Below are 13356 nucleotides of genomic sequence, written 5' to 3'. Positions count from 1 at the left end.
GTCAGACGCGGTAGCGGCGCAGCGCGGGCATCGCGACGGCCAGGGCCAGCATCACGGCCACGACGAGCAGACCGCCGCCGGCCACGGCCTCCCGGGCGCCGAAGGCGGAGCCCGCGCCGCCGTGCAGCACGTCGGCCAGCCGCGGGCCGCCCGCCACGACGACGGTGAACACGCCCTGCATGCGCCCGCGCATCTCGTCGGTGGCGGCGGACAGCAGGATCGCCCCGCGGAACACCATGGAGACCATGTCGGCGACACCGGCCACGACCAGGAAGGCGACCGCGAGCCACAGACTGCCGCTGAGCCCGAAGCCGGTGATGGCGGCCCCCCAGACGACGACCGCGCCGATCACCATCCAGCCGTGCCGGCGGGCCCGCGAGAAGGTACCGGAGAACAGTCCGCCGGCCACCGCGCCGATGGGGATCGCCGCGAACAGCAGACCGAGCGCGAGCCCTTCGCCGTACGGGGCGTACGTCTCGGCGGCGAGCTGCGGGAACAGGGCGCGGGGCATGCCGAACACCATGGCGACGATGTCGGCCAGGAAGGACAGCAGCAGCACCTTGTGCCCGGCGATGTAGCGGAAGCCCGCCACCACCTCGCGCACGCCCGCGCGCCGGACCGCCGTGCCGGCGAGCGGCGGCAGCGCGGGGAGCTTGTACACCGCCCACACGGTGACGCACAGGGCCAGCGCGTCGATCAGGTACAGCTCGGGCAGTCCGATCACCGGGATCAGCGCGCCGGCGAGCAGCGGGCCGACCACCTGCCCGGTCTGCATGACGGTCGAGCCGAGGGCGTTGGCGGCGGGCAGCTCGTCCTCGGGCACCAGGCGGGCGATGGAGGCGTTGCGGGCCGGGGCGTTGAGGCCCCAGAAGGCCTGTTGCAGCGCGAGCAGCAGCATCAGCGCGGCCACCGACGCCAGGCCGGTGACCGCCTGTATCCAGAAGAGCAGCGAGGTCACCGCGATGCCGGTGTTGGTGACCAGCAGCAGCTTGCGGCGGTCCACGGTGTCGGCCACCGCGCCGCCCCACAGGGCGAAGACGATCAGCGGCAGCAGCCCGGCGAGGCTCGCGGCGCCGACCCAGGCCGAGGATCCGGTGATGTCGTAGATCTGCTTGGGCACGGCGACCGCGGTGAGCTGGCTGCCGACGGCCGTGACGATGGTCGAGGACCACAGCCTGCGGTAGGCGGGGCGGCGCAGGGGCCGGGTGTCCATGGCCCAGCGGCGCCATCCGCGCTGCCGCGTCCCGTCCGGCGCCGAGGTCTTCGCGTCCGGTTCGGTGCCGCTCTCGCTGCTGCTCTCGCTGGTGTCCACGCGCTTCCTACATGCTCGGTACATCTTTCGGTTGCGAGGATCACTATCGCAGCTTCGTTCGAACCCACCGGGACGCGTGCGCCGGATCCGGCCCGCTCAGGCCCCGGCGACGAGGGAGACGCCGAGGACGATCATGGTGGCGGCCACCAGTCCGTCGAGGACCCGCCAGGCCGCGGGCCGGGACAGGAAGCGGCCGAGGTAGCGGGCGCCGAAGCCGAGCGCGGCGAACCAGACCAGGCTGGCGGCGGCGGCTCCGAGGCCGAAGGTCCAGCGCAGCGGCCCCCGGTCGGCGGCGACGGAGCCCAGCAGGAACACGGTGTCGAGGTAGACGTGCGGGTTGAGCCAGGTCAGCGCCAGGCAGGTGAGCACGGCCCGGCGGCGCGAGCCCGCGGCGTCGCCGTCCGCCCGCAGCGCACCGGACGGCCGGAACACCCGCCGGGCGGCCAGGGCGCCGTAGCAGAGCAGGAAGGCGCCGCCGATCCAGCCGACGGCGGTCAGCCCGCCCGGCCAGGCCACCACCACGGCGCCGACCCCGCCGACACCCAGGGCGATGAGCACGGCGTCGGACAGCGCGCAGATGCCGACCACGGCGAGCACCGCGTCGCGGCGGACCCCCTGACGCAGGACGAAGGCGTTCTGGGCGCCGATGGCGACGATGAGCGAGAGGCCGGTGCCGAAACCGGCGGCGGCCGCCGTGAGGGCGTTGTTCATGTTCTCGACGCTAAGCGGACGATCACCGGACGTACAGCTAAAGATTCTTACGTATCATTAGCCAGTGTGATGACGACATGACGCCGACCCTGGCTGATCTGCCGCTGGACCAGGTGCGCACCCTGCTGGCCGTCGTGGACGAGGGCACCTTCGACGCGGCCGCCGCCGCGCTGCACGTGACGCCGTCCGCGGTCAGCCAGCGGGTGAAGGCACTGGAGCAGCGCACCGGCCGGGTGCTGCTGCTGCGCACCAAGCCGGTACGGGCGACCGACTCCGGAGCCGTGCTGGTCCGGCTGGCCCGCCAGGTGGCGCGGCTGGAGCGGGACGCCTCGGCCGAGCTGGGCCTGCGGGGGGAGGGCGAGCCGACCCGGGTGACGGTGGCGGTGAACGCCGACTCGCTGGCGACCTGGTTCCTGCCCGCCCTCACCCGCATCCCCCGGGAGCCCGCCCTCTGCTTCGAACTGCGCCGCGAGGACGAGGGCCACACGGCGACGCTGCTGCGGGAGGGCGTGGTGATGGCGGCGGTGACGTCGTCGCCGGAACCGGTGCCGGGCTGCACGGTCCGGACGCTGGGCCGGATGCGCTATCTCCCCTGCGCCGCCCCCGAGTTCGCCGCCCGGCAGCTGGACGCGCCGCCGCGGGAGGCCGTCGCCGACGCCCCCGTGGTGGTCTTCGACCGGCGGGACGACTTCCAGGACTCCTTCGCGCGCCGGCTCGGTCTGGGTGGCGCGAGCGCCGCGCGGCACTACGTGCCGACCTCGGAGGGCTTCGTCGAGGCGGTCGCCGCCGGGCTGGGCTGGGGCATGGTCCCGCAGCCGCAGGCCGGACCCCTGCTGGCCACCGGCCGGCTCGTCACCTTCGCGCCGGACCTCGCGGTGGACGTCACGCTGTACTGGCAGCAGTGGAAGCTCGACTCCCCGGCGCTGGCCACGGTGGCGGACGCGGTGGTGACGGCGGCCGCCGACGCGCTGAGCCGGTAGGCGCCGGCCGCTCTGCGGACCGAGCGGGCCAAGGCGGTCTGCCGGACCTGCCCGGTTCAGGGGCGGTGCCCGCGCCGGAGGTAACCTGGCGCGGGCACCGTCGGCCGTGGGAGGACCGCCATGAACGTGCGTGTGCGCCGGGTCTACGATCCGGCGGAGCCGGACGACGGCGTGCGCGTCCTCGTGGACCGGCTGTGGCCCCGGGGCGTGTCGAAGGACGCGGCGCGGGTGGACGAGTGGCCCAAGGGACTCGCCCCCTCGACCGAGCTGCGCCGCTGGTACCACGCGGGCGAGGGCACGTACGAGGAGTTCGCGCGCCGGTACGAGGCGGAGCTGAGCGCCCCGGCGGCGAGCGAACTCCTCGACCGGGTACGGAAGCTGGCCGAGGCGGGCGGCGTGACGCTGCTGACCGCGGCCAGGTCGCCCGGCGAGAGCCACGCCGCCGTGCTGCTCCGGCTCCTCGACGAGGGGTGAGGGCGCGGAACGGTCGTCCGGCGGGTCCCCCGCTCAGGCGGTCTGCCGCGCCGCGGCCCGGCCCGCCGCCCGCCCGGAGAACAGGCAGCCGCCGAGGAAGGTGCCCTCCAGCGCGTTGTACCCGTGCACCCCGCCCCCGCCGAAGCCCGCCACCTCACCGGCCGCGTACAGGCCCTCGACCGGGGCGCCGTCGGCGTCCAGGGCGCGGGAGTCCAGGTCGGTCTGGATGCCGCCGAGGGTCTTGCGGGTGAGGATGTGCAGCTTGACGCCGATCAGCGGGCCGGCCGCCGGGTCGAGGAGACGGTGCGGGCTGGCGACCCGGCCGAGTCGGTCGCCGATGTAGCGGCGGGCGTTGCGGATGCCCTGCACCTGGGCGTCCTTGGCGTAGGGGTTGGCCAGTTGGAGGTCGCGGGCCTCGATCTGGCGCCGCAGCGCCGCGGCGTCCAGCAGGGGTTTGCCGGTCAACCGGTTCATCTTCTCCACCAGTTGCTCCAGGTTCGGCGCGGTCACGAAGTCGGCGCCGTGGCGCAGGAACGCGTCCACCGGGCCCGGCGCTCCCTTGCCCAGCACGCGTTCGCGCAGGAAGCCGGCGCGGTCTTTGGCCGTGATGTCGGGGTTCTGCTCGGAGCCGGAGAGCGCGAACTCCTTCTCGACGATCTTCTGGGTGAGGACGAACCAGGAGTGGTCGTGTTCCGCGAGGCCCTCGGCCGTGCGCAGGTGGCGCAGGGTGCCGAGGGTGTCGTAGCCGGGCAGGTACGGCTCGGGCAGCCGGCGGCCCAGCGCGTCGAACCACATCGAGGACGGTCCGGGCAGGATGCGGATGCCGTGGCCGGGCCAGATCGGGTCCCAGTTGCGCACGCCCTCGGTGTAGTGCCACATCCGGTCCCGGTTGACCAGGCGGGCGCCCGCCTCGGCGCTGATGTCGAGCATCCGTCCGTCGACGTAGGCGGGGACGCCGGTGACCATCTCGGCGGGCGGGGTGCCCAGGCGCTCGGGCCAGTGGCGGCGGACGATGCCGTGGTCGGCGCCGATGCCGCCGGAGGTGACGATCACGGCTCGGGCGGTGAGTTCGAACTCTCCGGCCGCCTCGCGGTTGGAGGCGACGCCGCGCGGTGAGTCGTCCGGGGCGAGGACCGTGCCGCGCACCCCGCGCGCCGTGCCGCCCTCGACGACCAGGTGGTCGACGCGGTGGCGGTGGTGGAAGGTGAGCAGTCCGTCGCGCACGGCCTGCTTCGCGTACCGCACGAAGGGCTCGACGACCCCCGTGCCGGTGCCCCAGGCGATGTGGAAGCGGGGTACGGAGTTGCCGTGGCCGCCCGCCCTCAGGTCGCCGCGCTCGGCCCAGCCGACGGTGGGCAGGAAGGTGATGCCGTGCCGGGCCAGCCAGGACCGCTTCTCCCCCGCCGCCCACTCGACGTACGCCCGTGCCCAGCGCACCGCCCAGGAGTCCTCGTCCTCGGTCCGGTCGAATCCGGCGCTGCCCTGCCAGTCGTTCCAGGCCAGGTCGAGGGAGTCCTTGACGCCGAGCCGCCGCTGCTCCGGGGAGTCGACGAGGAAGAGGCCGCCGAAGGACCAGAAGGCCTGCCCGCCGAGGTTGGCCGCGTTCTCCTGGTCCACCAGGGCGACCCGCCTGCCCCGGCTGGTCAGCTCGTGGGCCGCGACCAGGCCCGCCAGACCCGCTCCGACCACGATGACGTCGGCATCCATGGCGACCGTCCCTTCCTGTTGTGTCGGTGACCCCGTGGTCAGTGACGCGTGCTGCCGTCGGTGAGCAGCGCGGTGAGCAGTTGTCCCAGCCGGACCCGGGCGCGGACGACGTCCCGGTCCAGGAGCAGTTGGGTGGTGACCCCGTCGTACGCGGCGACCACGGCGTGCGCGGCCTCCTCGGCGTCGCCGGGCGCGGCGGGCAGGGCGGTGTGTCCGCGGGCCCGGGCGAGCCGGTCGGCGATCGCCCGCCTGAGGCGGGCCCGGTGCTCCAGCAGGGTCCGGGCGACCTCCGGGTCGCGGGCGGCGTGCACCAGGAAGTCCGTCTTCACCAGGAGCCAGTCCCGGTCCAGGAGCAGCACCTCGGTGACGCGCTCCACGGCGGCGGGCACGTCGAGGCCGGGGCCGTCGGCGGCGAGGGCGGTGGTCACCTGCTCGGCGATCAGGTCGGCCCGCTGCTCGTAGAGGGCGAAGAACAGCTCGTCGAGACTGCCGAAGTTGGAGTAGAAGGCGCCCCGGCTGTATCCGGCGGCCTCGCAGACCTCCTCGATCGACACCCGTCCGAAGCCTTTGGCGGCGAACACCGCGAACGCGGCGTCCAGGAGGTTCGCGCGGGTGCGCACGCGCCGCCTGGTCACCCGCCCGGTGGTCGCCTTCGCCGTCATGCCCGGACCCCTCGCTCGGTTCGATACGGGAATGTATCGGATACACCGGCGTATCGAAAGAGCCGGTCACGCAACGACCGCGAAGGACGGCCGACGACGGCGACGTCACCGGTAGAACACATTTTCGAATGGGGAGTACGCTGGTCCCATGACCACGCACCACCTCCAGGGCTCGCTCTTCGACCAGACCGACGAGGTCCGGCTGAGCCCGCTCGACGGTCTGCGCCGCACCCGCCTCGGCCCGGGAGCCTGGATCGACCTGCTCCCCGGGTGGCTGAGCGGCGCCGACGCGCTGTTCGAGCGGCTGGCCGCCGAGGTCCCCTGGCGCGCGGAACGGCGCGAGATGTACGAGCGCGTCGTCGACGTACCCCGGCTGCTGGCGTTCTACGGCGCGGGCGACGCCCTCCCGCACCCGCTGCTGGCCGAGGCGCGCGACGCCCTGTCGGCCCACTACGCCGAGGAGCTGGGCGAGCCGTTCACGACCGCGGGCCTGTGCCACTACCGCGACGGCCGGGACAGCGTCGCCTGGCACGGAGACCGGATCGGCCGCGGCGCGCGCCAGGACACGATGGTCGCCATCCTCTCGGTGGGCGCGCCCCGGGACCTGCTGCTGCGCCCGGCGGGCGGGGGCGGCGAGACGGTGCGACGCCCGCTGGGCCACGGCGACCTGATCGTGATGGGCGGCTCCTGCCAGCGCACCTGGGAGCACTGCGTCCCCAAGAGCACCCGCGCCGCCGGGCCCCGCATCAGCGTCCAGTTCCGCCCGCACGGCGTGCGCTGAGGGCCGGGCGACCGCCCGCGCCCGGTTTCTGGTTGGCTGTCCCGCGCGGGGACCACCGACCTGGAACGCGGGAGACCATGAGCGCGGACGTACGGCAAGTGGCCGACGGCACCTACCTGGTGCACGGCGGCAACACCAACTGGGTCATCCTCGCCGACGGCGACGCGGTGACCCTCGTCGACACCGGCTACCCCGGCGACCGCCGGGCGCTGCTCGACTCCCTGGCCGCCGTCGGGAGTTCGCCCGAGGCGGTGGCGGCCGTGCTGATCACCCACGCCCACAACGACCACCTGGGCTCGGCCGAGTACCTGCGCGCCACCCACGGCACCCCGGTCCTGCTGCACGAGGCCGAGGTGCCGCACGCCCGGCGCGACTTCCTCCAGCAGGTGTCGGTGGGCACGGTGCTGCGCAACGCCTGGCGCCCCGGCGTGCTGCCGTGGATGGCGCACGTGCTGCGCACCGGCGGTACCGAGCAGCATCCGGTGACCGCGCCCGCGGGCTTCCCGGCGGACGGTGCCCTCGACCTGCCCGGCCGGCCGGTACCGGTGCACACCCCCGGGCACACCGACGGACACTGCGTCTATCACCTCCCCGACGCCGGGGTGGTGATCTCCGGGGACGCGCTGGTGAGCGGCCACGCCATCTCCCGGATCGAGGGACCGCAGCTGCTGCCCGACCTGTTCCACCACGACCGGGCGGGCGCGGTCGCCTCGCTCGACGTCATCGCCTCTCTGGAGGGCGACGTCCTGCTGCCGGGCCACGGTCCGCTGCACCGGGGGCCGGTGAAGGACGCCGCGGGCCTGGCCCGGGAACGGGCGTTCTAGAGTCGGGACATGGCCTTGCAGATCAGCGCCACCAATCCGGAGCATCCCGCGCTCCTGCTCGAACTGCCCTGGCAGCTGCCGCTGGAGCAGTGGCCCGAGGAGTACCTCGTGCCCCTGCCCCGCGGCATCTCCCGGCACGTGGTCCGCTACGCGCGCGCCGGGGACGAGGTGATCGCCGTCAAGGAGCTGGCCGAGCGGCCCGCGCTGCGCGAGTACCAGCTGCTGCGCGACCTGGACCGGCTCGCCATCCCGGCGGTGGACGCGCTGGCCGTGATCACCGGCCGCACGGACGCCGCCGGGGCCGCGCTGGAGCCGGTGCTGGTCACCCGGCACCTGGGCGGCTCGCAGCCGTACCGGTCGATGTTCGAGACGACGCTGCGCCCGGCGACCATGCACCGCCTGATGGACGCCCTCGCGGTGCTGCTGGTCCGGCTGCACCTGGCCGGGTTCGCGTGGGGGGACTGCTCGCTGTCCAACACGCTCTTCCGGCGCGACGCGGGCGCCTACGCCGCCTACCTGGTCGACGCCGAGACCGGCGATCTGCATCCGCGGCTCAGCGACGGGCAGCGCGACTACGACCTCGACCTCGCCCGGGTGAACATCAGCGGCGAACTGCTCGACCTGGAGGCCTCGGGGGCGCTGCACCCCTCCGTCGACCCGGTCGAGTTCGGCGCCGAGATCTGCGCCCGCTACCGGAGCCTGTGGCAGGAGCTGACCCGTACCTCGGTGTATCCGGCGGGCAAGTACCACTACATCGAGCGCCGCATCCGGCGGCTGAACGACCTCGGCTTCGACGTGGCCGAGATGCAGATCGAGCACGCCTCCAACGGCGACACGGTCACCTTCGTGCCCAAGGTCGTCGACGCCGGCCACCACCAGCGCCAGCTGCTGCGCCTGACCGGCCTGGACGCCGAGGAGAACCAGGCCAGGCGGCTGCTCAACGACCTGGAGAGCTGGATGGCCACCCAGGACGACTACGCCCCGGGCGACCCCCTCGGCGCCCGCCCGGAGGTCCTCGCCCACCGCTGGGTGCGCGAGGTCTTCCGGCCCACCGTGCGCGCCGTGCCGGTGGAAGTGCGCGGCGCGATGGACCCGGCGGAGATCTACCACGAGCTGCTGGAGCACCGCTGGTACCTCTCCGAGCGGGCCCAGCACGACATCGGCCTGGACTCGGCCGTCGAGGACTACCTCGTCAACATCCTGCCCAGGGCCCGGGAGACCCTGCAGCCCACCGCCGACTGAGCGGCGCGGCGGCCGCTCACGTGTGCGGGACCACCGCCACCGGGCACGTTGCGTGGTGCAGCACGCCGTGCGCCACGGAGCCGATCCGGGCCCCGACGGCCGTACGGCGGGCGCGGCGGCCGACGACCATCAGCTGGGCGTCGGCGGACACCGTCAGCAGGACCTGGCCCGCGCTGCCCATCTCCACGTGCTCCACCACCGGGACGTCGGGGAAGCGCTCGCGCCACGGTGCGAGCGCCTCGCCGAGCGCCTTGCGCTCGTACTGCTCCAGGCCTCCGGCCTCGTCCGCGAGGGCCATCGAGCCGGGGCTGTAGGTGAAGACCGTCGGCAGGGCCCAGGCCCGCACGGCACGCACGGTGGCACCTCGCGCCGCGGCCGCCTCGAACGCGAACCCGATGACGTCGGCGCTGTCCTCCGGCTCGCCCTGCTGGCCCACGACGACCTCGCGGCCCCCGGCCTCGGCGGCGGCCTCGTCACCGGCCCGGACCAGGACGACGGGCCGGGTCGCCTCGGCGATCACCTGCTGGCCCACCGAGCCGAGCAGGAAGCCGACGACCGCGCCGTGGCCGCGCGAGCCGAGGACCAGCGTCTCGGCGTCGGCCGCGGCTGCCAGCAGGGCCGCGACGGCGTCGCCCTCGCGGACGTCGGTGGTCACCGTGAGACCGGGATGGCGCTCGGCGACGGTGCCGACCGCCCGGGCGAGGGCGTCCCGCGCCCACCCCTCCTGCGTCTCCCGGTCCACCGCACCGGCCACACCCTGCCCCTGGAACCGCCAGGCGTGCACGACGTGCAGCGGCACGCCGCGGCGCACCGCCTCCCTCGCCGCCCAGGCCAGTGCGGCCAGGCTCTCCTCCGAACCGTCCGAGCCTGCCGTGATCGGGCGCGTCATGCGGGTCCTCCCTGGGTCGCGGGAACGTCGTTCTCAAAGCCCAGTCTTCCGCAAGCCGTCCGCACGGCCGCGCGGGGGGAGCGGACGGACGCCCGCGGCCCGCTCACGGCCGCCCGAGCGAGGACCCGCGATCGAACATACGATGGCCGCAGGCCGGTGCGGTGACGGGGACGCCGTGCCGTGAATCCGGCCGCTCGACGTGGGGGACGTATGGCACAGGCCGACGCGGAGACACGGACCGTCATCATGACCGTGGACGACGATCCGGGGGTGTCCCGCGCCGTCGCCCGCGACCTGCGGCGGCGCTACGGCGCCACATACCGGATCGTGCGGGCGGAGTCCGGCGAGTCGGCGCTCGACGCGCTGCGTGAACTGAAACTGCGCGGCGACCTGGTGGCCGTGATCCTGGCCGACTACCGGATGCCGCAGATGAACGGCATCGAGTTCCTGGAACAGGCCCTGGACGTGTACCCGGGCGCCCGGCGGGTGCTGCTGACGGCGTACGCGGACACCAACGCGGCGATCGACGCGATCAACGTGGTGGACCTGGACCACTACCTGCTCAAGCCCTGGGACCCGCCCGAGGAGAAGCTGTACCCGGTCCTGGACGACCTGCTCCAGGCCTGGCGCACCGGCGACCACCGTCCGGTGCCCAGCACCAAGGTCGTCGGGCACCGCTGGTCGGCGCGGTCCTCGGAGGTCCGGGAGTTCCTGGCCCGCAACCAGGTGCCCTACCGCTGGTACTCCTCGGACGAGCCGGAGGGACGGCGGCTGCTGTCCGCGGCCGGGCAGGACGGGCAGCGGCTGCCGGTGGTGATCACGCCGGACGGGACCCCGCTGGTGGAGCCCGAGGCGCCCGACCTGGCCGCGCGGGTGGGCCTCGCCACCACGCCCGCCTCGGACTTCTACGACCTGGTGGTGATCGGCGGCGGCCCGGCCGGGCTCGGCGCGGCCGTGTACGGGGCCTCGGAGGGGCTGCGCACGGTGCTGGTGGAGCGGTCCGCGACCGGCGGTCAGGCCGGGCAGAGCTCCCGCATCGAGAACTACCTGGGCTTCCCCGACGGCGTGTCCGGCGGGCAGCTGACCGAGCGGGCCCGGCGGCAGGCGGCGAAGTTCGGCGCCGAGATCCTCACGGCGCGCGAGGTGACCGGCCTGGAGGCGAACGGCGCGGCGCGCGTCGTGAGGTTCTCGGACGGCTCGGCGATCGCCGCGCACAGCGTCATCCTGGCGACCGGCGTGTCCTACCGGCAGCTGACCGCGCCGGGCACCGAGGACCTGGCCGGCTGCGGGGTGTTCTACGGCTCGGCGCTGACCGAGGCGGCCGCCTGCCAGGGCCACGACGTGTACATCGTGGGCGGCGCCAACTCGGCCGGGCAGGCGGCGATGTACCTGGCCCGGGGCGCCAAGTCGGTGACCCTGCTGGTGCGCGGCGGCTCCCTGGAGGCGTCGATGTCGTACTACCTGATCCAGCAGATCGAGGAGATGCCCAACATCCGGGTGCGCTGCGGCACGCTCGTCGAGGGCGCGCACGGGGACGGCCACCTGGAGCGGCTGACGCTGCGCGACACGGCGAGCGGCGCCACCGAACTCGTCGACGCGCAGTGGCTGTTCGTGTTCATCGGCGCGGCCCCGCTGACCGACTGGCTGGACGGCACGGTGCTGCGGGACGAGCGGGGCTTCATCCTCGCCGGGCCCGATCTGACGCCCGACGGGCGGCCGCCGGCCGACTGGGAGCTGGACCGGCCGCCGTACCACCTGGAGACCAGCGTCCCGGGGGTCTTCGTGGCGGGCGACGCCCGCGCGGAGTCCGCCAAGCGGGTCGCGTCCGCCGTAGGAGAGGGAGCCATGGCCGTGATGCTCGTCCACCGGTACCTGGAGCAGTCGTGAGCGGGCGGCCGATGCCGTGCAGCCCCGAGGAGATCGGGACGCTGTTCCTGTTCGAGAAGCTGACGCCCGAGCAGCTGGGCCGACTGTGCGCCGAGGGCCGGGTGGAGCTGTTCGAACCGGGTCCGGTGTACGCCGAGGGCGAGGACGCCACCTGCTTCTACGTGATGCTGGAGGGGACGGTCGTGCTGACCCGCCGGGTGGGCGGGGACGAGGTGGAGACCAACCGCACCTCGCAGCGCGGGGTGTACGCGGGCGCGATGCAGGCGTACGTGGGGGACCGGGTGCCGCAGGTCTACAACAACTCGATGCGCGTCACCGCGCCGACACGGTTCTTCGTGCTCCCGGCGGACACCTTCGCGGCCGTCATGCGCGAGTGGTTCCCCATGGCGGTGCATCTGCTGGAGGGGTTGTTCTTCGGCTCCAAGAACACCCAGCGCGCCATCGGCCAGCGCGAACGGCTGCTGGCGCTGGGCTCGCTGTCCGCCGGACTCACGCACGAGCTGAACAACCCGGCGGCGGCCGCGGTACGGGCCACCTCGACGCTGCGGGAGCGGGTGGCGAAGATGCGGCACAAGCTCGCCGTGATCGCCGAGGGCCCGTTCTCCCGCGAGGCGCTCGCGGGGCTCATCGAGATCCAGGAGCGCACGGCGGAGCGGGTGGCCAAGGCGCCCTCGCTCAGCCCGCTGGAGGCCGCCGACCGGGAGGACGACCTCGGCGACTGGCTGGCGGACCACGGCATCGAGCACGGCTGGCAGCTCGCGCCGACCTTCGTGCAGGCCGGTCTGGACACCGAGTGGCTCGAGCAGGTCGCGGCGGCCGTGGACGAGGAGATCCTGCCGGGAGCGGTCGGCTGGCTCAACTACACGGTCGAGACCGAGCTGCTGATGAACGAGATCGCGGACTCCACCGCCCGCATCTCCCACCTGGTGGACGCGGCCAAGCAGTACGCGCAGCTCGACCGGGCGCCCTACCGGACGGTCGACGTCCACGAACTCCTCGACAGCACCCTGCTGATGCTCTCCGGGAAGATCGGCCCGCGGATCGAGGTCGTCAAGGAGTACGAACGCACGGTGCCGCGGGTCCCGGCCTATCCGGCGGAGCTGAACCAGGTGTGGACCAACCTGATCGACAACGCCGTCGCCGCGGTGAACGACGCGGGCGGCGAGGGGACGCTGACCGTGCGGACGGCGCTGCACCACGACCGGCTGCTGGTGGAGTTCCGCGACACCGGCACCGGGATCGACCCGGAGATCCGGGAGCGCGTCTTCGACCCGTTCTTCACCACCAAGCCGGTGGGCGAGGGCACCGGGCTCGGGCTGGACATCTCCTGGCGGATCGTGGTCGACAAGCACCACGGCAGCCTCCAGGTCGAGTCCGTGCCGGGCGACACCCGTTTCCAGGTCCTCCTGCCGCTCACCGCCGCGGAACCCGACCCGACCGAGCCGACCGACCCGACCGATCCGACCGTTCCGACCGAGGAGCCCGTATGAGCAGCGACACCGGAATCGATCCCACCGTCCCGCCGAGCGGCACCGGTTGCGCCGAGTGCGACGCGGTCGGCGGCTGGTGGTTCCACCTGCGGCGCTGTGCGAGCTGCGGCCACGTCGGCTGCTGCGACAGCTCGCCGGGACAGCACGCGACCGGCCACTACCGGTCCACCGGGCACCCGGTGGTGCAGAGCTTCGAGCCGGGCGAGGAGTGGTACTGGGACTACGCGACCAGCGAGGTGCGCGAGTCGGGCCCGGCCCTCGCCCCGCCCGGCAGCCACCCGGCCGACCAGCCGTCCCCGGGCCCGGCGGGCCGGGTCCCGGCCGACTGGGCGAGCGCGCTTCACCGCTGACCCGGCGACGGGCTTCCCGGCCTTCCGGCCGGCGGCCGGGCCCCGAA

At 74.0% G+C, this 13356-nt stretch carries 13 protein-coding genes; 8 read left to right on the top strand and 5 right to left on the bottom strand.

Annotated elements, in window-relative coordinates; genetic code table 11:
* Position 1 precedes the first annotated feature (1 nt).
* On the bottom strand, positions 2–1312 hold the full coding sequence (locus tag ACH4D3_RS10840; protein WP_398319395.1) for an MFS transporter: 1311 nt from the start codon (positions 1310–1312) through the stop codon (positions 2–4).
* A gap of 96 nt (positions 1313–1408) precedes the next feature.
* Complete coding sequence (locus ACH4D3_RS10835; protein ID WP_398319392.1) at positions 1409–2023, bottom strand: LysE/ArgO family amino acid transporter; 615 nt, start codon at positions 2021–2023, stop codon at positions 1409–1411.
* Between the two features lie 77 nt (positions 2024–2100).
* Between ACH4D3_RS10835 and ACH4D3_RS10830 the strand changes: the two genes are divergently transcribed.
* Positions 2101–3003 carry a LysR family transcriptional regulator ArgP gene (locus ACH4D3_RS10830; protein WP_398319389.1) on the top strand — a complete coding sequence of 301 codons (903 nt, stop codon included), beginning with the start codon at positions 2101–2103 and terminating at the stop codon, positions 3001–3003.
* 120 nt (positions 3004–3123) lie between these two features.
* Positions 3124–3477, top strand: a complete 354-nt coding sequence (locus ACH4D3_RS10825; protein WP_398319386.1) for a DUF488 domain-containing protein — start codon at positions 3124–3126, stop codon at positions 3475–3477.
* A 33-nt stretch (positions 3478–3510) separates the two neighbouring features.
* Here the strand turns inward: ACH4D3_RS10825 and ACH4D3_RS10820 are convergent, their stop codons facing one another.
* A complete protein-coding gene (locus ACH4D3_RS10820) occupies positions 3511–5184 on the bottom strand; it encodes an FAD-binding dehydrogenase (protein WP_398319383.1) in 1674 nt (557 codons plus the stop codon).
* Between the two features lie 38 nt (positions 5185–5222).
* Entirely contained in the window at positions 5223–5846 is a 624-nt protein-coding gene (locus ACH4D3_RS10815) for a TetR/AcrR family transcriptional regulator (RefSeq protein WP_398319380.1), read from the bottom strand.
* Between the two features lie 148 nt (positions 5847–5994).
* Between ACH4D3_RS10815 and ACH4D3_RS10810 the strand changes: the two genes are divergently transcribed.
* The 3 genes from ACH4D3_RS10810 (at position 5995) to ACH4D3_RS10800 (ending at position 8693) form a co-directional block, all read left to right on the top strand.
* A complete protein-coding gene (locus tag ACH4D3_RS10810; protein WP_398319377.1) occupies positions 5995–6627 on the top strand; it encodes an alpha-ketoglutarate-dependent dioxygenase AlkB in 633 nt (210 codons plus the stop codon).
* Positions 6628–6704: 77 nt separating this feature from the next.
* A complete protein-coding gene (locus ACH4D3_RS10805) occupies positions 6705–7451 on the top strand; it encodes an MBL fold metallo-hydrolase (protein WP_398319374.1) in 747 nt (248 codons plus the stop codon).
* A gap of 9 nt (positions 7452–7460) precedes the next feature.
* Complete coding sequence (locus ACH4D3_RS10800; RefSeq protein WP_398319371.1) at positions 7461–8693, top strand: DUF4032 domain-containing protein; 1233 nt, start codon at positions 7461–7463, stop codon at positions 8691–8693.
* Positions 8694–8709: 16 nt separating this feature from the next.
* Here the strand turns inward: ACH4D3_RS10800 and ACH4D3_RS10795 are convergent, their stop codons facing one another.
* Positions 8710–9582, bottom strand: coding sequence for a universal stress protein (locus tag ACH4D3_RS10795; RefSeq protein ID WP_398319368.1), 873 nt, complete (start codon positions 9580–9582; stop codon positions 8710–8712).
* A gap of 210 nt (positions 9583–9792) precedes the next feature.
* Between ACH4D3_RS10795 and ACH4D3_RS10790 the strand changes: the two genes are divergently transcribed.
* Genes ACH4D3_RS10790 through ACH4D3_RS10780 form a run of 3 tightly spaced genes read left to right on the top strand, consistent with a single transcriptional unit; the run spans position 9793 to position 13309 of the window.
* Positions 9793–11469, top strand: a complete 1677-nt coding sequence (locus ACH4D3_RS10790) for an FAD-dependent oxidoreductase (protein ID WP_398319365.1) — start codon at positions 9793–9795, stop codon at positions 11467–11469.
* Positions 11466–12959 carry an ATP-binding protein gene (locus tag ACH4D3_RS10785; RefSeq protein WP_398319362.1) on the top strand — a complete coding sequence of 498 codons (1494 nt, stop codon included), beginning with the start codon at positions 11466–11468 and terminating at the stop codon, positions 12957–12959. The genes ACH4D3_RS10790 and ACH4D3_RS10785 overlap by 4 nt, the downstream gene beginning before the upstream one ends.
* Positions 12956–13309: a UBP-type zinc finger domain-containing protein gene (locus ACH4D3_RS10780; RefSeq protein WP_398319359.1), complete on the top strand. Its 354-nt coding sequence runs from the start codon at positions 12956–12958 to the stop codon at positions 13307–13309. Before ACH4D3_RS10785 ends, ACH4D3_RS10780 begins: the two co-directional genes overlap by 4 nt.
* The last annotated feature ends 47 nt before the right edge of the window (positions 13310–13356 follow it).

This window comes from Streptomyces sp. NPDC018026 (assembly GCF_044327745.1).
GTDB lineage: Bacteria > Actinomycetota > Actinomycetes > Streptomycetales > Streptomycetaceae > Streptomyces > Streptomyces rubrogriseus.
The sequence above is the reverse complement of the archived record's forward strand: the minus strand, read 5'-3'. Positions and strand labels throughout refer to the sequence as shown.